Source organism: Rhizobium sp. BK275 (genome assembly GCF_014193555.1).
Lineage (GTDB): Bacteria > Pseudomonadota > Alphaproteobacteria > Rhizobiales > Rhizobiaceae > Rhizobium.
The window spans coordinates 76,007-101,691 of record NZ_JACHZL010000009.1 but is presented as its reverse complement, the minus strand read 5'-3'; the positions used below and the strand labels follow the sequence as shown (position 1 = coordinate 101,691).

The 25,685-nt window shown below is 61.7% G+C and carries 26 protein-coding genes; 14 read left to right on the top strand and 12 right to left on the bottom strand.

Features of this window, described 5'->3' with window-relative positions; genetic code table 11:
- Both FHT82_RS25920 and FHT82_RS25915 read left to right on the top strand, forming a co-directional pair.
- Positions 1-915, top strand: coding sequence for an MBL fold metallo-hydrolase (locus tag FHT82_RS25920; RefSeq protein ID WP_183735572.1), 915 nt, complete (start codon positions 1-3; stop codon positions 913-915).
- A gap of 2 nt (positions 916-917) precedes the next feature.
- Positions 918-1,373 (top strand): thiol-disulfide oxidoreductase DCC family protein, encoded by a 456-nt coding sequence (locus tag FHT82_RS25915; RefSeq protein WP_183735571.1) that lies wholly within the window; start codon positions 918-920, stop codon positions 1,371-1,373.
- Between the two features lie 165 nt (positions 1,374-1,538).
- On the opposite strand, the gene FHT82_RS25910 is transcribed toward FHT82_RS25915, so the two are convergent.
- Entirely contained in the window at positions 1,539-2,444 is a 906-nt protein-coding gene (locus FHT82_RS25910; protein WP_183735570.1) for a DUF1499 domain-containing protein, read from the bottom strand.
- Between the two features lie 225 nt (positions 2,445-2,669).
- On the opposite strand from FHT82_RS25910, the gene FHT82_RS25905 reads away from it, so the two are divergent.
- Positions 2,670-3,059, top strand: coding sequence for a hypothetical protein (locus FHT82_RS25905; protein WP_183735569.1), 390 nt, complete (start codon positions 2,670-2,672; stop codon positions 3,057-3,059).
- Between the two features lie 4 nt (positions 3,060-3,063).
- On the opposite strand, the gene FHT82_RS25900 is transcribed toward FHT82_RS25905, so the two are convergent.
- Positions 3,064-3,309: a hypothetical protein gene (locus FHT82_RS25900; protein ID WP_113427151.1), complete on the bottom strand. Its 246-nt coding sequence runs from the start codon at positions 3,307-3,309 to the stop codon at positions 3,064-3,066.
- Positions 3,310-3,418: 109 nt separating this feature from the next.
- Here FHT82_RS25900 and FHT82_RS25895 point away from each other — a divergent pair, with 109 nt between their 5' ends.
- Together FHT82_RS25895 and FHT82_RS25890 are read left to right on the top strand one after the other, a co-directional pair.
- Entirely contained in the window at positions 3,419-3,616 is a 198-nt protein-coding gene (locus FHT82_RS25895) for a hypothetical protein (RefSeq protein WP_183735568.1), read from the top strand.
- Positions 3,617-3,707: 91 nt separating this feature from the next.
- The gene (locus FHT82_RS25890; RefSeq protein WP_183735567.1) at positions 3,708-3,983 is read left to right on the top strand and encodes a hypothetical protein; all 276 of its coding nucleotides are present in this window, start codon (positions 3,708-3,710) and stop codon (positions 3,981-3,983) included.
- Here the strand turns inward: FHT82_RS25890 and ppdK are convergent.
- The 6 genes from ppdK to FHT82_RS25860 all read right to left on the bottom strand — a co-directional run bounded on the left by ppdK (position 3,977) and on the right by FHT82_RS25860 (position 12,471).
- Complete coding sequence (ppdK, locus tag FHT82_RS25885; protein WP_183735566.1) at positions 3,977-6,643, bottom strand: pyruvate, phosphate dikinase; 2,667 nt, start codon at positions 6,641-6,643, stop codon at positions 3,977-3,979. The two genes, FHT82_RS25890 and ppdK, sit on opposite strands and share 7 nt — an antisense overlap.
- Before the next feature lie 428 nt (positions 6,644-7,071).
- Positions 7,072-10,530, bottom strand: a complete 3,459-nt coding sequence (locus FHT82_RS25880; RefSeq protein ID WP_183735565.1) for a chromosome segregation SMC family protein — start codon at positions 10,528-10,530, stop codon at positions 7,072-7,074.
- An 84-nt stretch (positions 10,531-10,614) separates the two neighbouring features.
- Positions 10,615-11,307: a DsbA family protein gene (locus FHT82_RS25875; protein WP_183735564.1), complete on the bottom strand. Its 693-nt coding sequence runs from the start codon at positions 11,305-11,307 to the stop codon at positions 10,615-10,617.
- 139 nt (positions 11,308-11,446) lie between these two features.
- Positions 11,447-11,716 carry a type II toxin-antitoxin system RelE/ParE family toxin gene (locus FHT82_RS25870; RefSeq protein WP_183735563.1) on the bottom strand — a complete coding sequence of 90 codons (270 nt, stop codon included), beginning with the start codon at positions 11,714-11,716 and terminating at the stop codon, positions 11,447-11,449.
- Positions 11,700-11,924 (bottom strand): DUF6290 family protein, encoded by a 225-nt coding sequence (locus tag FHT82_RS25865; RefSeq protein ID WP_183735562.1) that lies wholly within the window; start codon positions 11,922-11,924, stop codon positions 11,700-11,702. Before FHT82_RS25865 ends, FHT82_RS25870 begins: the two co-directional genes overlap by 17 nt.
- A gap of 58 nt (positions 11,925-11,982) precedes the next feature.
- Positions 11,983-12,471 carry a DUF721 domain-containing protein gene (locus tag FHT82_RS25860; protein ID WP_183735561.1) on the bottom strand — a complete coding sequence of 163 codons (489 nt, stop codon included), beginning with the start codon at positions 12,469-12,471 and terminating at the stop codon, positions 11,983-11,985.
- Between the two features lie 97 nt (positions 12,472-12,568).
- Between FHT82_RS25860 and mutY the strand changes: the two genes are divergently transcribed.
- The 3 genes from mutY to FHT82_RS25845 are packed head-to-tail and all read left to right on the top strand — an operon-like array spanning position 12,569 to position 14,646.
- Positions 12,569-13,660: an A/G-specific adenine glycosylase gene (gene mutY / locus FHT82_RS25855; protein ID WP_183735560.1), complete on the top strand. Its 1,092-nt coding sequence runs from the start codon at positions 12,569-12,571 to the stop codon at positions 13,658-13,660.
- 2 nt (positions 13,661-13,662) lie between these two features.
- Positions 13,663-14,277 carry an HAD family phosphatase gene (locus FHT82_RS25850; protein ID WP_183735559.1) on the top strand — a complete coding sequence of 205 codons (615 nt, stop codon included), beginning with the start codon at positions 13,663-13,665 and terminating at the stop codon, positions 14,275-14,277.
- Positions 14,278-14,280: 3 nt separating this feature from the next.
- Positions 14,281-14,646: a nuclear transport factor 2 family protein gene (locus tag FHT82_RS25845; protein WP_183735558.1), complete on the top strand. Its 366-nt coding sequence runs from the start codon at positions 14,281-14,283 to the stop codon at positions 14,644-14,646.
- 117 nt (positions 14,647-14,763) lie between these two features.
- On the opposite strand, the gene FHT82_RS25840 is transcribed toward FHT82_RS25845, so the two are convergent.
- The 3 genes from FHT82_RS25840 to FHT82_RS25830 all read right to left on the bottom strand — a co-directional run bounded on the left by FHT82_RS25840 (position 14,764) and on the right by FHT82_RS25830 (position 16,729).
- A complete protein-coding gene (locus FHT82_RS25840; RefSeq protein ID WP_183735557.1) occupies positions 14,764-15,894 on the bottom strand; it encodes a site-specific DNA-methyltransferase in 1,131 nt (376 codons plus the stop codon).
- 149 nt (positions 15,895-16,043) lie between these two features.
- A complete protein-coding gene (locus FHT82_RS25835) occupies positions 16,044-16,403 on the bottom strand; it encodes an antibiotic biosynthesis monooxygenase (RefSeq protein ID WP_183735556.1) in 360 nt (119 codons plus the stop codon).
- A complete protein-coding gene (locus FHT82_RS25830; RefSeq protein WP_183735555.1) occupies positions 16,400-16,729 on the bottom strand; it encodes an NIPSNAP family protein in 330 nt (109 codons plus the stop codon). The genes FHT82_RS25835 and FHT82_RS25830 overlap by 4 nt, the downstream gene beginning before the upstream one ends.
- A 71-nt stretch (positions 16,730-16,800) precedes the next feature.
- On the opposite strand from FHT82_RS25830, the gene FHT82_RS25825 reads away from it, so the two are divergent.
- Positions 16,801-17,487, top strand: a complete 687-nt coding sequence (locus FHT82_RS25825; protein WP_183735554.1) for a helix-turn-helix transcriptional regulator — start codon at positions 16,801-16,803, stop codon at positions 17,485-17,487.
- A 160-nt stretch (positions 17,488-17,647) separates the two neighbouring features.
- Positions 17,648-18,337, top strand: coding sequence for an HAD family hydrolase (locus FHT82_RS25820; protein ID WP_183735553.1), 690 nt, complete (start codon positions 17,648-17,650; stop codon positions 18,335-18,337).
- A gap of 94 nt (positions 18,338-18,431) precedes the next feature.
- On the opposite strand, the gene FHT82_RS25815 is transcribed toward FHT82_RS25820, so the two are convergent.
- Entirely contained in the window at positions 18,432-19,115 is a 684-nt protein-coding gene (locus tag FHT82_RS25815; RefSeq protein WP_183735762.1) for a hypothetical protein, read from the bottom strand.
- A gap of 264 nt (positions 19,116-19,379) precedes the next feature.
- Here FHT82_RS25815 and thrC point away from each other — a divergent pair, with 264 nt between their 5' ends.
- Genes thrC through FHT82_RS25795 form a run of 4 tightly spaced genes read left to right on the top strand, consistent with a single transcriptional unit; the run spans position 19,380 to position 25,660 of the window.
- The gene (gene thrC, locus FHT82_RS25810) at positions 19,380-20,780 is read left to right on the top strand and encodes a threonine synthase (RefSeq protein ID WP_183735552.1); all 1,401 of its coding nucleotides are present in this window, start codon (positions 19,380-19,382) and stop codon (positions 20,778-20,780) included.
- Between the two features lie 27 nt (positions 20,781-20,807).
- Positions 20,808-22,106, top strand: a complete 1,299-nt coding sequence (locus FHT82_RS25805; protein ID WP_183735551.1) for a pitrilysin family protein — start codon at positions 20,808-20,810, stop codon at positions 22,104-22,106.
- 30 nt (positions 22,107-22,136) lie between these two features.
- Positions 22,137-22,751, top strand: a complete 615-nt coding sequence (locus tag FHT82_RS25800; RefSeq protein WP_183735550.1) for a GNAT family protein — start codon at positions 22,137-22,139, stop codon at positions 22,749-22,751.
- Complete coding sequence (locus FHT82_RS25795; protein WP_183735549.1) at positions 22,748-25,660, top strand: sensor domain-containing phosphodiesterase; 2,913 nt, start codon at positions 22,748-22,750, stop codon at positions 25,658-25,660. Before FHT82_RS25800 ends, FHT82_RS25795 begins: the two co-directional genes overlap by 4 nt.
- The last annotated feature ends 25 nt before the right edge of the window (positions 25,661-25,685 follow it).

The window sequence follows — 25,685 nt, the reverse complement described above, 5'->3', positions numbered from 1 at the left end:
ATGTCCGGCGCGAACTTCGATCTCTTCTTCGATCCGGCCTATGGCCAGGCAGTTGCCGTCGCCGATGGTATCCAGCGCCTGACGGCAAAAAATCCGAGCCCTTTCACCTTCCATGGCACGAACAGCTATATCGTCGGCGGCTCGTCGGTCGCCGTCATCGATCCGGGTCCTGAGAACGAAGCGCATTTTGAAGCGCTGATGGCAGCACTTGCCGGCCGGCAGGTGACGCATATCTTCGTCAGCCACACCCACCGCGACCACTCGCCGCTCGCAAGGCGGCTGAGGCAAGAAACGGGAGCGCTGACGGTCGGCGAAGGGCCGCATCGCCCATCACGACCGCTACGCGACGGCGAGATCAATCCCTTTGCGGAGAGCTCGGACATGGATTTCCTGCCCGATATCGCTATTCGTGATGGAGAGACGATTTCCGGCGACGGCTGGGCGCTGACGGGCGTGCTGACGCCGGGCCACACAGCCAATCACACGGCCTTCGCGCTCGAGGGCCGCGGCATCCTGTTTTCTGCGGATCATGTGATGGCCTGGGCGACGACGATCGTCGCACCGCCTGATGGTTCGATGGCGGACTATATGGCCTCGCTCGACAAGCTGCTCGGCCGCGACGACCAATTGCTGCTGCCCGGTCATGGCGGACCGGTCACCTCGCCTGCGCCCTTCCTGCGCGGATTGAAGACGCACAGGCGCTTACGGGAGCGATCCATCATCGAGCGTCTTCGGAAGGGGGACAGCACCATCTCCAAAATGGTCGAGGTGATCTACCGCGATACCGATAAGCGGCTGCATGGTGCTGCGGCACTCTCGGTGCTGGCGCATATCGAGGAATTGATGGAGCGCGGCGAGGTCAGCACCGATGGGCCGCCGTCTCTCTTTGCGCATTATCGATTGGCGGGAGACTGACGATGGCGGCGCATGCGGATTACAGCTATCGCGACGATCCTTCCGTGCCCGCTTTTGCCGACGACAAGCCGCTGATCCTCTTCGACGGCGAATGCGTCTTCTGCTCCGGCTGGGTGCAGTTCCTGCTGAAGCGGGACACGGAAAAGCGCTACCGCTTCATCGTTGCCCAGACGCCGCTCGGCGAGGCGCTTTACCGGCATTACGGGCTGGAGACGCGCGACTACGAGACCAACCTGCTCATCGACAAGGGCCGCGCCTATTACAAATCCGATGCGACAATCCGCATGCTGGAAGGGCTCGGCATGCCGTGGGCTCTCACCGGTCTGCTGCGGATCGTGCCGCGGTGGATTGCGGATGCGGCTTATGGGGTGGTTGCGCGCAACAGGCTGAGGATCGCGGGGCGCAGGGAGAGCTGCGTGGTGCCGACGGCGGATATGCGGGAGCGGTTTTTGGGGTAGGTTTGGGGCCACACAGCACCTGTTGGCTCGTCGCATTTTAGGAGAGGTTTGCAGTAAGGGCGTTTCAATATGCCTCACCGTATCCCGGCCCTTCGCATGGCTCAGGGCGTTCGGCCCTGCAATCGATTCACTGGATCGATTGCTGCTGCTCCGCAGCACCGGGCCTCACCCACCCGCGATCCCCAGGAGTTCGGAGTCGAGGGCACCGAGATATTGCTCGGCCACTTCGGCGCTGAAGCCGAGATCGTGCTGGCCATAGCGCGAGGCGACGCGCACGTCGACGAAGGTGGTTTCAGCTTCTTCACGCAGACGGATGATAATGTCGAAACGCAGACCGAGGATGAAGGTGCGGGTCGTGCCCTGCACGATCACGCCATTGGCCCCGCGGATCAGCTTGGCAACACTATCCTCATAGGGTCGCGGCGTCGGCACGGGGATGACATCGGGTGAGTCGGCCACACCGCTTTCCGGCTGAGCGGGAACGGGCTTGTCCTCCAAGTCGCGGCCGGGCGTCGTATCGCCTTCGCTTTTGGTGATGGTGATGCCGTTCTGCTTGGCGACCTTCTTGACCGCCTCGAGAACGCGGTCGAGAGCGCCGTCGTAGCGGCGGCCGGTCAGCTCCGGATAGGCGACAAGCTGCCTCTCGCGGTCGCCCGGCGTGATCACTGGGTCGCGCGGAAGCCAGATCTGGTCGGCCTGCGGCGGCGAGAGCCAGTCGGGTGTGGCGGCGGTATCCGTGGTCACGTCATAGACCGCCGGCAGGGTGAAGTAGCGCTCCGCCGCAAAGGCGCCGATGCCGAGCGGAAAGGCGGCGTAGATGAGTGCTGCCAGCGCATTCAGCCCGCCTTCGGCACCCGTCATCCAGAGGCTGCGCAGGCCGATTGCGGCCAGCAGGGTGGCGAGGACAGCGCAGCCGACGGAAACGAGCAGCACCAGGATGAGATAGGGTGTCGCCAGGCCGCCGAAGCGATGGGCGATCAGCACCGCCACCGAAAGCACAAGCGCAAACGCCCCGAAATGCCGCGAAAAGCGGGCAGCGCTGGAAACGGGACGATCGAAGCGGATGGCCATTAAATTTACCGGTTGGTCGGCGGCAGCTTTTGAATGCACCTGCCGCCATCAACTTTTCTAGTGCAAGATTCGTCTAAATTGAAACTCTTGTCTGAGGATTGCCGAAGCAATCCACTTCAAAGGCCAAATCAAAGAGCACACGATCTCCATAAGCCATTGCTGATATGCCGTAAAAAGGCCATTCTGCCGGGGTCTCATGTATTTCCCACGAAACAGGAGAGACAGATGATCTCATCCCAGACGATGGAAAGGCAGCAGGCTTCCTCGCTTGGCGGCATTGACCGCGCCGAGCCGCTGCTGCCGCTGGAACTTCTCGAACTCGAACTTTCACTGGAAGGTTATGCTGGCGGCGAGGCCGGCTTCTGCGAGGCGGTGCGCAAGGCAGCGACTGAAACGCGCGGCGAATTTCTCTTCGACCTGCCGGCGGCAGGTCTTGTCGAGGATTGCCGGCGCATTGCCGTGCTGCGCATCCCGACGTCGGACAAGAAGATGCGTGTGGTTCTTGCCCTGCTCGATCAGAATGGCACGGAAATCCGCATGCAGGCGCCCGATGAAAATACCGAGCATCTGGTGCGTTTCGCCGATGCCTTCATCGAAGTGCTGGAGCGGATTTAGAGCATCAGTCGCGGCCGGCTGCGGCTTCCGCCAGCGAGCGGAAGGGAAACTTGCGGCCGCATTCGCATTTCAGCATGAAGCTTTCCTGATGGACCGAGGGGCGCTGCACGAAGAAACCGCGCGGCAGCTGATCCACCTTGAAGTCGGGGGTTTTGCGCTTGGCGTCGTCGATCTCGGAGGCTTCGGCAAAGCCACTATTGCCGCATTGCGGGCAGGTAAGTTTCTTCGAAAATCGATCGCGGATCGCCATGGTGCTCTTTCCAGTGCTGCTGTCTTTGCTCTTACATAGGAACGCATGGCGGGGAAAGTGGAACCAAGCATGCATCCTGTCGTTCCTTCCTCGATGAAGGAGGCGAATCATGCCGAACAAAGATCCGATTCCCACTCCCGGCGAAGAGACGCCGCTTGGCCCGCAGCCGACCCCAGGCATTCCCGACCGCATTCGGGAAAAAACGCCGCTGCCGCCAGTACAGGACCCGAGCGACACGAAGAACCCGGAAGGCAAGCCGCTTGACCCGGCGCTGCTGCCGATTGGCGACCCTGCGGGCGCGGCCTGATATCACAGTCAGGTTGATGAGCCTGGCAGGTTGACGGCGCCTGGCAGATGGATTTTCCTGGTCGGACGTTGATGCTCCAAGGAATAAATCGATGCGCCCATATGTTCTGCCGCTTCTTGCCGTTCTGGCCGTCGGGCTTGCCGCCTGCCAGACCCTGACGCCCGAGGAGCGCCGGGCTCGTGACGAGCAGACCTGTCTCGGCTACGGCTTCAAACGCGGTACGGACGGTTTTGCCAATTGCCTGCAGCGCATCGATCTCGACCGCCGCGCCCAGGCCCGCTACGACAGCGACTGGGTGATGGCCGACATGGCCTATAATCTGAACGGCCCCTACGTCTATCCGCGCTATTACCGCTATCGTCACTGAGCGCCTGAGATCACCGCCTGGGCCGCCGCAAGCCGGGCGATCGGTACGCGGAAGGGCGAGCAGGAGACATAGTCGAGGCCGATCGTCTCGCAGAAATGGATCGAGGCGGGATCGCCGCCATGTTCGCCGCAGATGCCGAGCTTCATGTCGTTGCGCGTGCGCCGGCCGCGCTCTGCGGCGATGCGAATGAGTTCGCCAACTCCATCGAAATCCAGCGAGATAAAGGGATCGTGCTCGATGATGCCCTTACGCTGATAGGTCGGGATGAAGGCCGAGGCATCGTCACGTGAAATGCCGAAAGTGGTCTGCGTCAGGTCGTTGGTGCCGAAGGAAAAGAATTCGGCCGCTTCCGCAATGACATGGGCGCGCAGTGCGGCGCGTGGCAGCTCGATCATCGTACCGACGAGATAGTCGATCCGCATCCTGGCTTCCGACATGACATCCTGCGCCACGGCATCGATCTTCGCCTTGACGTAATCGAGCTCGGAACGCAGGCCGACGAGCGGCACCATGATTTCGGGAACGACGGCGGCACCGGTTTCCTGTGCCGCGGCGACGGCTGCCTCGAAGATGGCACGGGCCTGCATCTCGACGATTTCGGGATAGGAGATGGCAAGGCGGCAACCGCGATGCCCGAGCATCGGATTGAACTCGTGCAGCGCATCGACGCGCTGGCGCAGCGCCGTGGGTTCCATGCCCATTGCATAGGCGACCTCGGCAATCTCCTCATCGCTCTTCGGCAGGAATTCGTGCAGCGGCGGATCGAGCAGGCGGATCGTCACCGGCAGGCCGTGCATGACGGTGAACAGGCCGGTGAAATCGCTCCGCTGCATGGGCAGAAGCTTGTCGAGAGCGCCCCGCCTGCCCTTCTCGTCCTCAGCCAGGATCATCTCGCGCATGACATGGATGCGCTCACCCTCGAAGAACATATGCTCGGTGCGGCAAAGCCCGATGCCCTCGGCGCCGAAGGAGCGCGCCGCGCGGGCATCCGCCGGCGTATCGGCATTGGTGCGCACGGTCATGCGGCGGGCGCGGTCTGCCCAGCCCATGATGCGGCCGAAATCGCCTGACAATTCCGGCTGGATCATCGGTACTTCGCCCTTCAGCACCTGGCCGGCGGAACCATCGATGGTGATGATATCGCCCCTCTTCAGCGTCACGCCGATACCGATCAGCCTTTCGTTGCGGGCGTCGATGCGCATGGTGCCGGCGCCGACAACGCAAGGGATACCCATGCCGCGGGCAACCACGGCCGCATGGCTGGTCATGCCGCCGCGGGTGGTGAGAATGCCTTCGGCGGCATGCATGCCGTGAATGTCTTCGGGGCTCGTCTCGACGCGCAGCAGAATGACCTTGCGTCCTTCGGCCTCCGCCTCGACCGCCTCTTCCGCCGTAAAGACGATCTCGCCGGTTGCCGCCCCCGGAGAGGCCGGCAGGCCGGAGCCGATCACCTGGCGGGTGACGCGCGGATCGATGGTCGGATGCAGGAGCTGGTCGAGCGTCGAGGGCTCGATGCGCAGGACGGCTTCGTCCTCGGTGATCACGCCTTCGTCCACCATGTCGACGGCGATCCTCATCGCCGCGCGCGTCGAACGCTTGCCGGAGCGCGTCTGCAGCATCCAGAGCTTGCCGCGCTCGATGGTGAATTCGATATCCTGCATGTCCCGGTAGTGAGATTCGAGCTCGGCGCAGATGCTGCCGAACTCCTCGAAGGCCTCCGGCATCAGCTTTTCCATCGAAGGCTTCTCGGAGCCTGAGGCGATCCGCCCCTCCTCGGTAATACTCTGCGGCGTGCGGATGCCGGCGACCACGTCCTCACCCTGCGCATTCACGAGGAATTCGCCGTAGAGGATCTTCTCTCCGGTCGAGGGATTGCGGGTGAAGGCAACACCTGTCGCCGACGCATTGCCGAGATTGCCGAAGACCATGGCCTGGATATTGACCGCCGTGCCCCAGGCTTCCGGAATATTGTGAAGCTGGCGATAGGTAACGGCGCGTGCGCTCATCCAACTTGCAAACACCGCACCGACAGCGCCCCAGAGCTGTATTGCCGGATCCTGCGGAAAAGACTCGTCAAGCTCTTCCTCTATCAGCGCCTTGTAGAGCGAAACGACGTGCTGCCATTCAGTCGCGCTGAGCTCGGTATCGAATTCATGGCCAAGGCGTGCCTTCTCATCCTCGAGAATTTCCTCGAAGAGATCGTTGCCGAGACCCATGACGACATCGGCATACATCTGGATGAAGCGGCGATAGCTGTCCCAAGCGAAGCGTGCGTCACCGGCATCATGGCCGAGCGCCTGCACCGTCTCGTCATTCAGGCCGAGATTGAGCACCGTATCCATCATGCCCGGCATGGAAACACGGGCACCAGAGCGAACGGAGAGCAAAAGCGGCTGGTTGCCCGCACCGAAACGGCGGCCGGTTGTCTGCTCGATGCCGGCAATGCCCGCAAGCACCTGCTCCTTCAATGCCGGATCGATCTTGCAGCCGTTCTTGTAATAGGTGTTGCAGGCTTCGCTGACGATAGTGAGGCCGGGAGGAACCGGCAAACCGAGGCTGCACATTTCGGCGAGATTGGCGCCCTTGCCGCCAAGAATCTCCCTATCTCGCGCCCGGCCTTCAGCCTGGCCGTTGCCGAACGTATAGACCCACTTGGTCATCTTCCCCCCAACACCATTTCGGGGACCAGCTTAATCCCTTGGTGTTGAAATGAAAATCGACAATTGCGGCGAAATGTTGCGCCGCACAATAAATCCCTAAGGGTATACAGAATCAAACGATTGAAAATCGTGAGGCGCATAAAAAAAGCTTTGCGGGACTGCAACAACGGTCCCGCAAAGCCTTGTTTCCGTCCGGCCAGGAAAACCGGACGGGGGGTCCACTTATGCCTGGCGGCCTTCGGTCCCCACCCCGCCCGAAGACTGCATTGCAAATTCCACTGAACGCAACGACCGATTGCTACTTATCCGCAATGACACGGTTGCGATAAAACAACTTCTAATGCAATACGCGCAAAAGAGCATCACCCAAATGGGGTACGTACCCGATGTGAAGGTGACCTTTTTTGGTCTTTAATTAAAATGCCGCCTCACGCCGTCTCGCGCAGACGCTCTGCGGTCTGCAAATCGACCGAAACAAGCTGGGAAACACCCTGCTCGGCCATTGTGACGCCAAAGAGGCGATTCATACGGGCCATGGTGATGGGATTGTGGGTAATGATGACGAATCGCGTCTCCGTAGACGCTGCCATCTCATCCATCAGATTGCAGTAACGCTCGACATTATGGTCGTCGAGCGGGGCGTCCACTTCATCCAGCACGCAGATCGGCGCAGGATTGGTGAGAAAGACGGCAAAGATCAGCGCCATCGCCGTCAGCGCCTGTTCGCCACCCGACAGCAGCGTCATGGTCTGCGGCTTCTTGCCCGGCGGGCGGGCGAGGATTTCGAGGCCAGCTTCCAGCGGATCGTCTGATTCGATGAGCTGCAATTCCGCCGTGCCGCCGCCGAAGAGGTGAGTGAAGAGGCGCTGGAACTGCGCATTGACGACATCGAAGGCGGCGATCAGGCGTTCGCGACCCTCGCGGTTCAGGCTCTGGATTGCGCCGCGCAGCTTGCGGATAGCGTCGATGACGTCGTCGCGTTCCTTGACGAGCGTCTCCAGCTTCTCGCTGAGCTCCTTCTGCTCCTCCTCTGCCCGCAGGTTGACGGCGCCGAGACGCTCGCGCTCGATCCGCAGCCGCTCGACCTCGCGCTCGACCTCATGCGGATCGGGCAGGCTCTGCAGCCCCGGCCGGCCGGCAAGGCGCAGCGCCTCATGCGGAGCCACGCTCAGCGCCTCGCGAATGCGCTGCTCGCTCTCCTGCCGCTTCTCGCGAGCGGAGACGAGGCGTTCCTCGGCGCGGCCGCGGCGCTCGCGGCTTTCGGCGAGTTCGGAAAGTGCCGTCGCCGCCTTGTGGTCGGCATCGCGCTGCAGCAGTTCGGCCTGGGCCAAGAGATCGGCAGCATGGCGACGGGCTTCCTCGGCCTTCTGCAGCTCCGTCAGCAGCGCGCGGCGCTTGTCGTCGAATTCGTCCGGCGCCATTTCCAGTTCGGCGGCCTCTTCACGCGCCTCTTCTTCGCGCTCGCGGAGCGTGGCGATGTGGTCCTCGGCGCTGGCAGCGCGCTGGCGCCATGTCTCGCGCTCCTGGCCGATGGCGACGATGCGGCGCTGGCGGGCGTCATTCTCCCGGTTGAGGCTCTCGTGGCGGGCGCGGGCTTCGGCAAGGGCGCCGCGATCCGTCGCGACCTCGGCCTGCTGGAAGCGCAGCCGTTCATCGAGCGCAGTCAGATCCGGCGCGTCTTCGAGTTCGATACGGGCATTTTCTTCCTGAACGGCGATATCCTCAAGCTGGGCCTGCAACTGGCTGACAGCTTCGGCAATGACATCGCGGCGGCGAATGAGATCACCGGAAGCGCGCTCGGCAGCGGCAAGCGCTTCCCGCGCTTCAGCCAGATGGCGGGCGGACAGGCGGCTCATATCACGGGCGTCGGCAAGCCGGCGCTCTTCGCCGCGGATGGTTTCGGCGGCCGCCGCAAGGCGCTCCTCAGCCTCGGCCAGAACATCGCGGGCAAGCTCGGCTTCGCCTTCCAGCTCGGCGAGGCGGTTCTTCTGGGCAAGACGGAGTGCTGCCGCACTCGGCGCATCCGCGCCAGTGACATGGCCATCCCAGCGATAGACCGCCCCTTCCCTGGTGACCAGCCGTTGGCCGGCCTTGAGCTCCTTCACCAGACGCGGTGCGTCAGCGGCAGTGACCAGACCGATCTGGCGCAGGCGGCGGATCAGCGCGGCAGGTGGGCGGACATGGTTCAGCAACGGATCGGCGCCGGCAGGAAGGGTCGGATCGCCGACACCGTCGCCGTTTTCCGACCAGTAGGCAGGTGCATTCGGATCGAGCGGGGATTCGAGATCGTCTCCGAGAGCGGCACCGAGCGCCGTCTCGAAACCACGATCGACCTTCAATTCCTCGGCAACCGGCGGGAATTCCCCTGCCGCGGCGCTGGCCAGCATGCGCTGGATGGTACGGGCTTCCGTTTCCAGCGCGTTGAGCTTGCTGCGCGCCTGCTCAAGCGGGGCGCGGGAGAGCGCCTCGGTCTCGCGCGCTTTAGCAAGCGCCTGTTCGACAGACTGGATCACCGCCTCAGCCTCCGCGACGGCAATCTCGCCGGCATCGACCATGGCGCGCTTTTCGTCCGGATCCGGCAGTGTCGCGATCTTCTGCTCGATGCCGGCGAGCTCACGGTTGGCCTCTTCCATCTGACGTTCGAGGCGCAGCTTGCGGTCGGAGAGGTCGCGGATGGCGCGTTCAAGCTGATTGCGGCCGGCGGCGGCTTCGGCGCGGTCTGCCGTCAGGGTGGTGAAGATGCGCTCGCTGTCGGCAAGCTCGGCGGCAGCCTCCTCGAAAGCCTGCCGCGTCTCCTCGGCATAACGGCCGGAATCGGCCAGGATTTCGGCGATATCGGCCTCTTCGGCATCAAGCCTTGCGAGGATCGTGGCATTATCGGCGACAAGCCGCTCCTCACGCCTGATGTCTTCGGCAAGCTGCGTCAGACGACGGGTAAGTTCGTCGCGGCGGCGCAGGATGCGGTTGGCATCTTCCTCGAGCTGGCTGCGGGCGATCTGCAGGCGCTGAAGTGCGGCGGCAGCCTTCGCCTCGCCTTCACGCAGTTCCGGCAGCTTCAGGGCGGCGATGCCCTGGTTCTTTGCCGCATCCATCTGGATCTGCGCCTTCTCGGCGACGACGACGGTTGCCTGGTTGAGCGCGCTGTCGGCTTCGGCCTCGGCCTCCTTCGCCTGCACCCAGCGGATATGCAAGAGCATCGCTTCGCGGGCACGGATATCGGCGGAAAGCGTCTTGAAGCGGTTTGCCTGGCGGGCCTGACGCTTCAGGCTCTCGATCTGGCTTTCGAGCTGAGAGGTGACGTCGTCGAGACGCTCCAGATTGCTTTCGGCCGCGCGCAGGCGAAGCTCTGCCTCGTGGCGGCGGGAATGCAGGCCGGAAATGCCGGCGGCCTCTTCCAGCAACTGGCGGCGAGCCTGCGGTTTTGCGGCGATCAGCTCGCCGATGCGGCCCTGCCCGACCATGGAGGGAGAACGCGCGCCGGTGGAGGCGTCGGCGAAGAGAAGTTGCACGTCCTTGGCCCGGCTTTCCTTGCCATTGATGCGGTAGATCGACCCTTGTTCGCGCTCGATGCGACGCGTGACCTGGATTTCATCGCTGTCATTGAAGGCGGCGGGTGCGGTGCGCTCGCCATTATCGAGATAGAGGCCGACTTCAGCGGTGTTGCGCGCCGGGCGGTTTCCCGAACCCGAGAAGATCACGTCGTCCATGCCGGACGCGCGCATGTTCTTATAGGAATTCTCGCCCATGACCCAGCGCAGGGCCTCGACGAGATTGGACTTGCCGCAGCCGTTCGGACCGACGACGCCGGTCAGGCCGCGCTCGATGATGAATTCGGTCGGTTCGACGAAGGATTTGAAGCCGACAAGGCGAAGCTTGTTGAACTTCATGCCGCCGCCTCACCAAATGCTTCACCAAACGAAAAAGCGGGCGCACGGCTTTCGCCGTCGCCCGCCTTCGCAAAACGGTACGGATCAGAGGAGGCTGTCGATGAGGGCCGACATGGTGTCAACCGGCATGTCTCCAGAATAGCGCTTGCCATTGATGAGGAACGTCGGTGTGGCGTTGACGCCAAAATCCTTGGAACCCCTTTCCCGCGTGGCATTCACTTCATCCAGCAGCTTCTGGTTCGTCAAGCACTTCGTGAAGCTATCCTCAGTAAATCCGGCGAGCTTCGACATCTGAAGCAGCGCGGCGCGGCCATCATCGGCGGCAGCCCAGACCTGCTGCTGCTTGAAGAGCATGGCGACCATCGGGAAATATTGCTCGGGCGTTGCGAGCTCTTCCGGCTTCTGCGGGTTGCAGCGGGCGAGCATGAAGGCAGCGGCAGCGCGCGGATCGAAGGGGAATTCGCGCAGGATGAACTCGACCTTGCCGGTGTCGATATATTTCTGCTTGATCGTATCGAAGGTGGTGTTGTGGAAGTGGGCGCAGTGCGGGCAGGTCATCGACATATATTCGACGATCTTGACGGGAGCGTCGGTCTTGCCGAGCGCCATTTCCGGCAGCGCGCCAGGGGTCATCACCTTGGCCATATCCACATCGCCATCCGGCTTCGGGATTTCGACGGCTGCCTGCGCCGTGCCGTATACCGCCATGGATGCAGTTGCGGCGGCGACACCGCCCAGAAGCTGGCGTTTCGTCAGTTGCATTTCAGAGATGCGCATGGGTTCCCCATAAACAAGTGTGGCAGCTGATTGTGCGATATAACGGCCAGAAGCCACGAACAAGGCACGCTTCGCCAACTTTCTTCAAAGAATTGTGACCTACGAAAGACGAGTAGTCAAAACCATGCAGGATTTCTCATTATCGATACACATCGCGGCGATTGCCGATGCGCACAATCAGAATGCGAACCGCGCCATCATTGATGTCAGCGATTACGCGATAGTCTCCGACACGGTATTTCCAGAAGTTTCCCAGCTCGGCGCCCTTCAGCGCCTCTCCGACCGATCTTGGATCGTCCAACTTTGAAATGCGGTCGTTGAGAAAGCGGAGGATACGGCTGGCGGCGTCGCGGCCGAGCTTTTCGAGTTCACGCTCCGCAGCCCGGTGAAACTCAATTCTCCACGCCATACCGCGCCATCAAGTCCGAGAGCGGCACCGTATCGGTTTCTCCCTTGCGAAGCTCCTCAAGGCGCTTTTCGGCAAGGAAGATGTCTTCCATATCATCGAGGTGTTCCAGGATGGCCTGCCGCGCATAAAAACTCTTGCTTCGTCCAGTGCGTTTGGCAAGCGCATCCAGCCGAGCTTCAATTTCGGGCGGCAATCTTAGAGCGAGCATGGGAACCTCCGTTGCTATACATGTATAGCACGTGGGCCGATACGATATCAAACGAAACCTATCTGCCCCGTTTTCCCAATACCGCCGTGCCGAGCCTGGCAATCGCCTGTCTGATCTTTTCGTCCTCCAAGCCCTGCATCATGCTTTCCAGCTTGCGGGCCGCCTCGCCCTTCAGTGGCGGGGGCGTGCGGGAGCGCTTCACCGGCTGGTAGACCGGCTTCTGGACGATGCGGATCTGATGGACGGCGGCAAAACCGAAGAAGCTGTTGATGCGCTGGATCAGCTCGCCCTGGGCGTGGGTGAGAAAAAGCGCGCGCGCCCCCTCGCAGGCAACCGTCAGCACGCCGGGGCGGAAGCTGCCGTCATCGCCGCCGCGCGCCCAGGCGATCTTTTCCGGGCGGGTGCAATCGGCGAAATCCTCGCCGGCGATTTCGTCCCAGGAACCAAGAAGCGCGGAGTTGATGCCGGCGCGGCGGGCGAGAACGGGATCGATGATGCCGTTCGTCAGCTCGGAAATCTGCTTCTCACCTTTGCGTGGATAACTCATCGAAACCTTGGTAAGCGGTGGTCTTTCGAAGCCGCCGGCTTGATCGCGCTGCGTTGTTTCGCCAAGTATAGAGCACTTCCCCTGATCGCGGCAAATAATGACGACACGCACACTGGACGCGCCGACCGCCTCCTTACTCCTTGAATGGTATGACCGCCATCACCGCGACCTGCCCTGGCGCGTATCACCGCCGATGGCGAAACGCGGCATCAAGGCCGACCCGTATCGCGTCTGGCTATCGGAGGTGATGCTGCAGCAGACGACGGTTCCGGCAGTAAAGCCCTATTTCGCCAATTTTCTGGCGAAGTGGCCCTCGGTGATCGATCTCGCAAAGGCGCCGAGCGAAGAAGTGATGGCCGCCTGGGCGGGGCTTGGCTATTATGCGCGGGCACGCAATCTGAAGAAATGCGCCGAAGCCGTTGCCAGCGAATATGGCGGCATTTTTCCGGACTCCGAAGAGGGTCTGAAATCCCTACCCGGCATCGGCGACTATACGGCGGCAGCGGTTGCGGCAATCGCCTTCAACCGGCAAGCGGCCGTTATGGACGGCAATGTAGAGCGGGTGATCTCACGGCTCTATGCCATTGCCACCCCACTTCCGGCCGCCAAGCCGCTGATGCGCCAGAAAGTGGCACTGCTGACGCCTGCCGACCGGCCCGGTGATTTTGCGCAGGCCATGATGGATCTCGGCGCGACGATCTGTACGCCGAAACGCCCGGCCTGTTCGCTCTGTCCCTTCAACGGGTCGTGTGAGGCCCTGCGGTTGCACGATCCCGACCAGTTCCCGGTCAAGGCTGCGAAGAAGGAAAAGCCGATCCGCCGTGGCGCAGCTTTTGTGGCAGTTACCTCCGAGGGTGAGATCCTGTTGCGGCGGCGTGTGGAAAGCGGCCTGCTCGGCGGCATGACGGAAATTCCGACGACGGCGTGGACGGCGCGACAGGATGGCGAAACGTCGGCAGAGGCTGCACCTTTCGAAGCCGGCTGGGAAAGTGCCGGCACCGTCACGCATGTCTTCACGCATTTCGAGCTCAGGCTTTCGATCTTCCGCGCGGCAATCCCGGCCCCTGTCCAGACCAATGACGGATGGTGGGAACCGGTTACAAATCTTGAAGCTCAGGCGCTGCCGACCATCATGAAAAAAGCGATCGCAGCGGCTATTCCTCTCGCGTTCAAAACAGCCAAGGGATGACTATGGCAAACGACATCAAGCATATCGTTTTCGATATCGGTAAAGTTCTTATTCATTACGATCCCCATATTCCCTTCAGCCGCCTCATTCCCGATGAGGCCGAGCGCAACTGGTTTTTCGCCAATATCTGCACCCATGACTGGAACATCGAGCAGGACCGCGGCCGCACCTGGGCCGATGCCGAGGCATTGCTGATCGAGCAGCATCCGACCCGCGAAGAGCATATCCGCGCCTTCCGCAAGCACTGGCACGAAATGGTGCCGCATGCCTATGAAGACAGCGTCGCGATCATGGAAGGCTTCATCAACGAGGGCCGGGACGTGACGATGCTGACGAACTTCGCCGCCGACACGTTCCGCGAGGCGCAGGAGCGTTTCGCCTTTCTCAAGAAGCCGCGCGGCGTGACCGTTTCGGGTGATGTCGGCCTCATCAAGCCCGATATCGCGATCTACGAAACCCATACCAAGAGCTTCGGCCTTGAACCCTCGGCGACGATCTTCATCGACGATGCGCCTCTCAATGTCGAGGGCGCAAAGGCAGCCGGGTGGAACGCCGTGCTCTTCACCGGCGCCGACAAGCTGCGCGCCGATCTTGCCGCCTACGGACTGAAGGCCTGAGCCATGTCTTTCGATCCCGCTGATGCCATCGACCGCTTCCATGCGGCGATCAACGCGCTCGATTTTCCCGAGATTGAGAACTGGTTCGCGGAGAACGCGGCCTATGTCTCCAACGGGGTCGGCAGCCTAGCCGGCCGGGCGGAGATCATGGCCGCCTTCCGCCGCTACTTCGACGATTATCCGGATCAGACGGCGGAGAATTCGCTGGTCGAAACGCTGACGCCGCTTTCCGGCCGGGCTGTCTGGTCCGTTCGCGCAACACACAGCAAGACCGGAAAGCCGCTGATCCGCGAGGGCGAAGAGACGATCACCTTCAACGAGGAGGGTAAGGTCACACGCGTCGACGTGATCGACTATCAGGAATTCTGAAGAAGAATTTCCTGAAACAAGAGGCCCGGGTTTTTCGACCCCGGGCTTCTTTTTCTTCTTCCGTAACTGGAGGTACAAACCGGAAGAAAGGTTAGTCTCAGCCTTGCAAGGTGCTGCTCAGCCCACCTTTGCGAGGTCAGTGCGGATGATGGATCGCAATTCGTCGATCGGGCGCAGGGATTGCCCGTCGTCGAAATGCCAGAAGGTCCATCCGTTGCATGCATCAAGGCCCTGCACTTTCGCGCCGAGGCGATGAATGGAGCCGGCCTCGCCGCCCGAGGCGACCGTGCCGTCGGCGCGCACTACGGCGCTGTAACGGCGCCTCGCATCCGTCAACACCTGACCGGGCTTGATGAGGCCGCTTTCGACCAGCACGTTGAAGGCGATGCGCGCTTCGGCCTTCTTGCCGGTCATGACGGTCAGTTCCGCCTTGCCGAGCGGTTCGACGGCGGCGATGCGGGCAGAGGCCGCATCGATATAGTCCTGCTCGCGCTCGATGCCGACGAAGTGACGGCCGAGACGCTTGGCGACGGCGCCGGTCGTTCCCGAACCGAAGAAGGGATCGAGAATGATATCGCCGGGCTTCGACGAGGCCATGATGACGCGGGCAAGCAGCGCTTCCGGCTTCTGCGTCGGATGCACCTTCTTGCCGTCCTCACCCTTCAGGCGCTCGTTGCCGCTGCAGATCGGGAAGAGCCAGTCGGAGCGCATCTGCACATCGTCGTTGGCGGCCTTCATGGCATCGTAGTTGAAGGTATAGCCCTTGGCCTTGGCGTTCGGGCTTGCCCAGATCATCGTCTCATGGGCGTTCTGGAAGCGGCGGCCCTTGAAGTTCGGCATCGGATTGGTCTTGCGCCAGACGATGTCGTTGAGGATCCAGAAGTTCAGATCCTGCAGCGTGGCGCCGACGCGGAAGATGTTGTGATAGGAGCCGATGACCCAGATCGTGCCCGTCGGCTTCAGCACGCGGCGGCAGGCGAGCAGCCAGGCGCGGGTGAAGGCGTCATAGGCTTCGAAAGAAGCGAACTGATCCCATTCGTCGTCGACGGCATCGACCAGCGACTGGTCCGGACGGTGCAGTGTGCCGCCGAGCTGGAGGTTGTAGGGCGGATCGGCAAAGATGACGTCAACCGACTGGTTCGGAAGAGCCTCGAGGGCTGCAACGCAATCACCCTTGATGATCGTGTCGACCCAAGAGCCCGGCTTTGCGGAAGTCTTCAGGTCGGCAAGCGGGAAAACAGACGCCATGTAGATACTCACTCATACGCTCTACGCTTAACTCTCCGTTATGGTTACGCAAGTTGGTTACCAAAGCCTGAAGCACCGACCCGTTTCGAGAAAATATTCCGGTTTGCGTATGATTGAGAGGCGGACTCCCGGCACAGCCCGCCCCGATTTCACTGCGCCGCCTGAGGCGCGTGAACCTGCCTGCTGTCCTCAGGTGCCTCGGCCCGCTCAAGCATGCCGTAGTCTCTGACGACATGGCCGATGCGCAGGCGATAATCGGCGAAAATACCGTTGCGGCCGGCCTTTTGCGCCGCCCGATGGGCTTCGAGATTACGCCACTCGCACACAGCTTCCTCATCGCGGAAGAAAGACAGCGAGAGGATCTTGCCGCGCATCGTCAGGCTCTCGAAACGCTCGATGGAAATGAAGCCGTCGATCTTCTGGAGTTCGGATCTAAGTTCGCCGGCAAGATCAAGATATTTGTGGCGCTCGCCGAGATAGGGAATGACTTCGAAGATGACGGCGATCATGGCAGCACCAGCTTCGCATGCGGGGCCGAGACGTTCTTCAGAAAGATCCGGTCCTCTTTGAGAATAAAGCGCTCGCGGCGGGCGAACTCATAATTCTCCCGGCCGAGCGGATCGGCGGTTAGCCTTGCACGGTAAGCCTCGTAGGCTGCGAGGCTTTCGATGTTATAAACGCCGTAGGCCGTCGTCGCCGAACCCTCGTGCGGACCGAAATAGCCGATCAGGTCGGCACCGTTGCGCGGGATCGCCTGTCCCCAGTTGCGGGCATATTCGGCAAAGGCATCCTTGCGGAAGGGGTCGATCTCATAGCGGATGAAGCAGGTAATCATCGGTTTCTCCTTTCGTATGAGAGGAGTTTTCGCACATTGCGCTGCAGAGATGCTTCGGTTACGATCGAACTATGAAGGAAGGACCTGACATCGCGCAGATCGGTGCGCTCATCGGCGATCCGGCCCGCGCCAACATGCTGGCGGCACTGACGGGCGGCCGTGCGCTGACGGCGACGGAGCTCGCCGCAGCCGGCGGCATCACGCTGCAGACGGCGAGCTCACATCTCTCAAAGCTGGAAGGCGGTGGCTTGCTTGCCCAGCGCAAACAGGGGCGGCACCGCTATTTCACCCTGGCCGACGAGGCGGTGGCCCGGCTGATCGAAAGCATGATGGGTCTTGCCGCAAGCCGCGGGCATCTGCGCCACCAGCCCGGACCGAAGGATCCGGCACTGCGCAAGGCGCGCATCTGCTACGATCACCTCGCCGGCGATTACGGCGTGCGCATGCTGGACAGCCTGGTCGCATCGGGATCGATCGATGCCATCGGCGACGGGCTTGCGGTAACAACCAAGGGCGAGAGCGATCTGCAATGTATCGGCATCGATATCGGCAGCCTCAAATCCTCTCGCCGACCGCTCTGCCGCTCCTGCCTCGACTGGAGCGAACGCCGCGCCCATCTCGCCGGCAGCCTCGGCAAAGCACTGCTGGCGAGTTTCATGGAGAAAGGCTGGGCGCGACGAATACCGGAAAGCCGCTCGGTGGTCTTTTCACCCGAGGGCGATCGGCAGTTTCTGAAGCTGTTTCCGCTGCAAAGTTAGCAGGGCACGACTTGGTCCCTAAATGATGGTGAGCGGCCGTGCCGCAGCCGCTCGCCGCAAAAGCTGCCCGCGCCGCGCATTCCAGCCATGCCCCACCATCGGTTGAGCTTTCGTCCGCCATCGTGTAAAGCCGCATCATCCCCGAACAAGGCATGAGTATATGGACGGTTTCGACCTCATCATTTTCGACTGTGACGGCGTTCTGGTCGATTCCGAAATCATCGCAGCGGATGTCGAATCCAAGCTGCTGACGGAAGCAGGCTATCCGATCAGCATCGAGGAGATGAACGAGCGCTTCGCCGGTCTCACCTGGCACGACATCCTGCTCCAGATCGAACGGGAAGCGAGCATTCCGCTGTCAGCGTCCCTCATCGATCAGTCGCAGAAGCTTCTGGATATCCGGCTCGAACAGGAAGTCCGGGCCATTCCCGGCGTCGAATTCGCCATCAGCCGCCTGTCGATGAAGCGCTGCATCTGCTCGAATTCATCGAGCCAGAGGCTCGACATGATGCTTGGCAAGGTCGGCCTGAGGAAGCTCTTCGCGCCCAACATCTTCTCTGCGAAGGATCTTGGCCCCGATCGCGCCAAGCCGAAGCCGGATATCTTCCTGCATGGCGCAAGCCAGAGGGGCGTTTCGCCTTCCAAGACAGTCGTCGTCGAAGATTCCACGCACGGTGTCCACGCCGCGCGCGCTGCAGGCATGCGGGTGATCGGCTTCACCGGCGGCTCGCACACCTATCCCTCGCATGCCGACAAGTTGACGGATGCAGGCGCGGAGACCGTCATCTCACGCATGAACGATCTGCCGGGCGTGGTCGCCGCGCTGGCAGAGTGGGAAGGCGTGCTCTAAGCGCTTTTATATGTGGATGACGGTTTGTCGCGTGCCGCACGTTCCGCGCCACTACAGCGCGTTCGACCGTACGAGATCGCGAGCAGCCGATTGCCTAGCTGCTCTTCTTGGAATTTTTGGCGTTCTTGGCGGGCTGGGTGTCGAAGCCGACATTGACGCGAACCAACGCACCGGAGCCGACCGGCATCTTGATGCCTTCGTGGCGGAAGATGACCTGCGTGGCAGGGGAGCCCGCCGGAATTTGCGTCGGGAAGTTGACGACTTCCGATGACAGCACGTCCTGACCATCCAGCACCGAGATGCGGATCGGCAGGGTGACCGGACCCGGCGTGCCGCCCGGACCGGCGACGAGGCGAAGCTGCGCCACGACGGTCATGGAGAGTGCCGTGTCGCTGAGCATGCACTGACGGCTATAGTCGCCGAAAGATGCCTGGAAGACGACCTGCTGCGGATCACCGGTCTTCGCACCTTTCGCATAGGTGCGGTAGATCGCGTCCTTGTCACGCATGAAGATCTGCGGGCATGCACCCTGCACAACGGGTGCGACCGTTCCTTGCGCCGTGATGCCGGTGCCGATCGGGGCCTGGTTCGACGAAGGATTGGTCGGCGCGACCGGCATGATCTGGGCATTGCCATTCGGCTGAAGCGGAGCGGGGCCGCTGCTCGCAGCTGCGGCTTCAGGCTTGCTGTCGCCGCCGAGGCCGAGCGAATTGCAGCCAGCGAGGGCGGCAAAAAGCGATGCAGAAACAATGAGACGCGAGACCTTGCCGAGCACGATATTCCACCCCTTGCAAACGCTTTTCTTCTAGGTGCTTGCGACTTTCGCGCAAGGCCTTTCATGACAGTTGGCGATGGTCTATATCAGCGGCGCAAAGAAAAATCGATTGGGTAAGCACCGTTTTGATGCACTTTTCGGCGCCGGATGCAGGCAAGTTCAATAGGATACCTGCGACATTGCCCCAACAGGCCGGCAAGCTTCCGGTTTTCGGCGGAACGGCAGCGTCTCGTTTCCGCACCGACTTTCTCCAGCCATAGATCAAGGATGACGAACGTGGACTATATCTCGACCCGCGGCGAGGCCCCTTCCCTCGGCTTTTGCGACGCCCTTCTGGCGGGGCTGGCGCGCGATGGCGGGCTCTATGTTCCCCGCAAATGGCCGAGCTTTTCAAAAAAGGAAATCCGGGCGCTCCGCGGCAAAAGCTATCAGGAAATCGCCTTCACCATCCTTTCGCCCTTCACCAATGGCGAAATCCCGGATGAAACCTTCCGGGCGATGATTAACGAGGCCTACGGCACTTTCCGCCATCCGGCGATCGCACCGCTGGTCCAGACCGGCCCGAACAGCTTCGTCATGGAGCTCTTCCATGGCACGACGCTCGCCTTCAAGGACGTGGCGATGCAGCTTCTCGCCCGCCTGATGGATTATGCGCTGGAGAAGCGCGGCGAGCGGGCAACCATCGTCGGCGCCACCTCGGGCGATACGGGCGGCGCGGCGATCGACGCCTTTGCGGGCCGCGAGCGCACCGACATCTTCATCCTCTTCCCGCACGGCAAGGTCTCGCCGGTGCAGCAGCGGCAGATGACGACGTCAACGGCCGGCAATGTGCATGCGCTTGCCGTCGAGGGTAATTTCGACGATTGCCAGAACCTCGTCAAAGCCATGTTCAATGACGTTGCCTTCCGCGACAGGGTGAAGCTTTCGGGCGTCAACTCGATCAACTGGGCGCGCATCATGGCCCAGATCGTCTATTACTTCACGACGGCGGTGGCACTCGGCGGACCGGACCGGAAGATCTCCTTCACGGTACCGACTGGGAATTTCGGCGATATCTTCGCCGGCTATTGTGCCAAGCGCATGGGCCTCCCGATCGACAAGCTCGTCATCGCCACCAATGAGAACGATATCCTGGCGCGGACGCTGAAGACCGGCCGTTATGACATGAAGGCGGTGAAGGCCACCACCTCTCCATCCATGGATATCCAGATATCTTCCAACTTCGAGCGGCTGCTGTTCGAAGCCTATGACTGCGACGCCTCCAAGGTGCGTGCCGCAATGGAGAGCCTCAAGCAATCCAATGGTTTCGAAATTTCGCCCGAAGCGCTGAAATTCATCAAAAAGGATTTCCGTGCCGGCCGCGCAAGCGAGCGCCAGGTGGCGGAAACGATCCGCAAGACCTATGCGGAAACCGGCTATCTGCTCGATCCGCATTCGGCGATCGGCGTCTTCGTGGCCGCCAAGAGGGAAAAGCCTGATACCCCAATGGTGACGCTTGCCACCGCCCATCCGGCAAAATTCCCGGCGGCCGTAAAATCCGCCTCCGGTATTGACCCGGCGCTTCCGACGTGGCTTGCTGATCTGATGCACAGGGAGGAGCGCTTCCAGATCATCGAGCCCGAGCTCAAAGCGGTTGAAACCTTTATCGGCAAGCATGCCCGCAGCTAGATGACGGCAGGCGCAGAAAGATAGCACATGACAGTTGAGTGCACCCGGCTCAAATCCGGGCTGACAGTAGTCACACAGACCATGCCGCACCTTGAAAGCGCTGCGCTCGGAGTCTGGATCAAATCAGGTTCGCGCAACGAGACGGAAGACGAGCATGGCATCGCCCACCTGCTCGAGCACATGGCCTTCAAGGGCACGGGGCGACGCTCCGCACGCCAGATCGCCGAGGAAATCGAGGATGTCGGCGGCGAAGTGAACGCCGCTACCTCCACCGAGACGACCTCCTATTATGCCCGGGTTCTGAAGGACCACGTGCCGCTCGCCGTCGATATCCTGGCCGATATCCTGACGGAATCCGCCTTCGAAGAGGAAGAGTTGGAACGCGAGAAGCAGGTCATCCTGCAGGAGATCAATGCGGCCAACGACACGCCCGACGATGTCGTCTTCGACCGTTTCTCCGAGGTGGCCTATCGCGGCCAGACGCTCGGCCGGCCGATCCTCGGCACTCCGGAAACCGTCGTTTCCTTCACACCACAGCAGATCCGCACCTATCTCGGCCGCAACTATACGACCGACCGGATGTTCGTCGTGGCAACCGGCGCCGTCGAGCATGACGAATTCGTGCGTATGGTCGAAGACCGTTTTGCAAGTCTGCCGACCGCGCCCAATGCGCCGCCGGTCATGGAAGCCGCACGTTATATCGGTGGCAATGTGCGCGAACCGCGCGATCTCATGGACGCACAGATTCTGCTCGGCTTCGAGGGCAAGGCCTATCACGCCCGCGATTTCTACTGCTCGCAGATCCTCGCCAATATCCTCGGCGGCGGCATGTCCTCCCGCCTGTTCCAGGAAGTGCGCGAGTTCCGCGGTCTCTGTTATTCGGTCTATGCCTTCCACTGGGGCTTTTCCGATACCGGCATCTTCGGCATCCATGCCGCAACCGGCGGTGAAAACCTGCCGGAATTGGTGCCCGTCATCATCGACGAACTGCACAAATCGGCCGACAATATCGACCAGAAGGAAATCGAGCGAGCCCGCGCCCAGATCCGTGCGCAGCTTCTCATGGGCCAGGAAAGTCCTGCGGCGCGTGCCGGTCAGGTCGCCCGACAGATGATGCTCTACGGCCGTCCGATCTCCAATCCGGAGATGATGGAACGCTTGGAAGGCATCACGATCGAGCGCCTGACCGATCTTGCCGGCCGCCTCTTCTACGATACCGTCCCGACGCTTTCGGCGATCGGCCCGCTCGAGCAGCTTGCGCCGATGGAAGACATCACCGCCTCGCTTTCGGTTTCGGCACCGAAGACGAGGCAGGCAAGCCGCTGACGGACATATCCGTTGCGTCGGGGGTTATCGATGCCAAAATCGGTTTTTCGGTTCCTGTCGCGACAGCCTGAAGCGGTCGAACTCGAAGACGACAAATATATCCTGCGCCTGCCGCGCTACCAGGATTTCAACCAGTGGCACAGGCTTCGCGCCGACAGCCGCCGTTTTCTGGAACCCTGGGAGCCGACATGGCGTCGCGACGAACTGACCGAAGGCTCTTTTCGCGCCCGGGTGATCCGCGGTAAGCAGGAATATGCCTCGGGACAGGCGATCCCGCTCTTCATTTTCCAGAAAAAGGATATGGCGCTCGTCGGCGGTATCACCATCGGCTACATCCGCCGGGGCGCCGCCCAGAGCTGCATGATCGGTTACTGGATGGGCGAGCGTTATGCCGGCCAGGGCCATATGTTTGCCGCACTTCAACTGGTTATTCCCTATATCTTCGCAGAGCTTGAGTTGCACCGTATCGAAGCAGCCTGTATTCCAGACAACGCACGGAGCATTCGCCTGCTTGAGAAAGCCGGGTTCCAGCGGGAAGGCTACCTGCGCGGATATTTGAAGATCAACGGTCAGTGGCACGATCACGTGATGTTTTCACGCTTGGCCACCGACGCGGATACAGGCAGGAAACCCAACAGCCGATGAACAAAGACCGCATGCTGCCGACGTCACCGTCCGGACGAGTGATCGCGGTGATCGCAGCCCTTCTCCTGTCTGTGTTCGCCCTTGCGGCGGGAACCGTGCAGGCGGCCGAACCGGTGAAGATTTCCCGCGACGACACCGCGCTGGACCTGACTGCCACGACTGAAATCTACGCCAACCAGGGCGAGGCCTTCCAGGTTTCCACCGCTGCCGGCGCCGACGGCATCCGCCGGCGCATCGAAGTGCGGTCGAGCTCGGAAAACCATCAGGGCGACTGGGCGGTCTTTGCACTTGCCAACGTTTCGGAAGAGCAGCTTGAGCGCGTCATCGTCGCGCCGCACTTCCGTCTCGTCAATTCCAAGCTGTTCTGGCCCGACCTCGGCTCGCAGCGCATCATCGCGATCACGCCGAGCGAGGGTTTTGCACTCGACCGGCAGCCGAGTGACGATGCCGACGTCTTCCGCATCACGCTGAACCCCGGCGCGGTCATCACCTTCGTCGCCGAGCTTGCAACGCCCAATCTGCCGCAGATTTATCTGTGGGAGCCGAACGCCTATAAGGACACGATCAACGCCTTTACGCTTTATCGCGGCATCGTTCTCGGCATTGCCGGCCTGCTCGCCGTCTTCCTGACGATCCTCTTCGTCGTCAAGGGAACCTCGATGCTGCCGGCGACGGCGGCTCTCGCCTGGGCTGTGCTCGGCTATATCTGCGTCGACTTCGGCTTTCTCGGAAAGCTGATCAGCGTCGCCTCGGCGGATCAACGAATATGGCGCGCCTGTGCGGAGGTGGCGCTCGCCTCCAGTTTCGTCATCTTCCTGTTCACCTATCTCAATCTCAATCGATGGCATGTGCATCTCGGCTATGCCACGCTTGCCTGGGTGCTGGGCCTCGCGCTGCTGTTCGGCGTTGCGATCTACGATCCGTCGATCGCGGCCGGCATCGCGCGGCTGTCCTTCGCGCTGACGGCGGCGACCGGCCTGTTGCTCATCATCTATCTCGGCTTCAACCGCTATGACCGCGCCATCCTGCTCGTGCCTGCATGGGCGCTGACGCTCGTCTGGCTGTTCGGTGCGTGGCTGACGATTACCGGTCGGCTCGATAATGACATCATCCAGCCGGCACTTGGCGGTGGCCTCGTTCTCATCGTGCTCCTGATCGGCTTTACCGTCATGCAGCATGCCTTTGCCGGCGGCGCCTTCCAGCAAGGTCTCTTCTCCGATCTCGAGCGCCAATCGCTGGCGCTGACGGGCTCGGGCGACACGGTCTGGGACTGGGATGTGGCGCGCGACCGCGTCGTCACCATTCCCGACGTTTCCGTCAAGCTCGGGCTGTCGCCGGGTGCGATGCACGGCGCGGCGCGCAACTGGCTGCCGCGGCTGCACCCTGACGATCGCGATCGCTTCCGCGCCACGCTCGACGTGCTCTTGGAACATCGCCGCGGGCGGCTGAACCACGAGTTCCGCATCCGCGCCGAAGACGGCCATTTCCATTGGCTGCTGATCCGCGCTCGGCCGGTTCTCGGCTCGAACGGCGAGATCATCCGCTGCGTCGGCACGATTGTCGATGTGACCGAACAGAAGAATTCCGTCGAGCGGCTGCTGCACGATGCATTGCACGACAACCTGACGGGGCTGCCGAACCGGCAGGTGTTCCTCGACCGTCTGCAGTCGGTGCTGACGCTGGCGCCGGGCGGCGAGACGCTGCGCCCGACCGTCATGGTGATCGACATCGACCGCTACAAGCTGGTCAACGATTCCCTCGGTGTCGCCGCAGGCGACAATATCCTGATCGCGCTTACCCGCCGTTTGCGTCGCCTCCTGAAACCGCAGGATACGCTGGCGCGCCTTTCCGGCGATCAGTTCGGCCTCATCCTCGTTTCCGAGCATGATCCGGCCAAGGTCGCGGATTTCGCCGATGCAATGAGCAAGGCGATCATGGTGCCGATCAACTTCTCCAACCGGGAGATTATCCTGACAGCCTCCATCGGCCTCGCCTCCTGGGTGGACCAGCAGGAGAGCGCGTCGGGTCTGCTCAGCGACGCCGAGCTTGCCATGTATCGGGCCAAGCGCGCCGGCGGCAACCGCGTGGAGCCCTTCCAACCGGCCTTCCGCGATTTCGGCACCGACCGTTTGCAGCTCGAATCGGATCTGCGCCGCGCCATCGAGCGCAAGGAGCTTTCGATGGTCTACCAGCCGATCGCCCGGCTGGAAGATGTCGAGATCGCCGGCTTCGAGGCATTGATGCGCTGGGAACACCCCAAGCGCGGCAATATCCCGCCATCCGAGTTCATCCCGATCGCCGAAACATCCGACATTATCGGCGCACTCGGCATTTTCGCACTGGAACAGGCGACCAACGACCTGATGGCCTGGCAGAACCAGACCGGCGAACTGCCGATTTTCGTTTCCATCAATCTGTCCAGTGTGCAGCTACTCAACAACGAGCTCTACGACGACGTCCGCTCGGTGCTGGCGAAGACCCATTGCAATCCTTCGCAACTGAAGCTCGAGCTGACGGAATCCATGGTGATGGAGAATCCAGAACAGGCGCGCCTGGTGCTGCAAAAGCTGAAGGAAGCCGGCCTCGGCCTGGCGCTCGACGACTTCGGCACCGGCTATTCCTCGCTCGCCTACCTTACTCGCTTCCCCTTCGACACGATCAAGCTCGACAGGGCACTGGTGCGCGACAATAGCGACAAGAAGGCGACCGTGCTGAAATCAGTCATTTCCATGGCGCGCGAGTTGGAAATGAAGGTTGTGGCCGAAGGTATCGAATCCAACGAGGATGCGATCGAGCTTGCCAAGATGGGCTGCAGTTATGGCCAGAGCTACCTCTTCGGCCCGCCGATGCCGTCGGAATCGGTGCTGCGGCTGCTGAGGGAACGCTTCCCGCTGACGAAGCGGGCTTGAGACGGGGAAGAAGCGGTTTACCGCC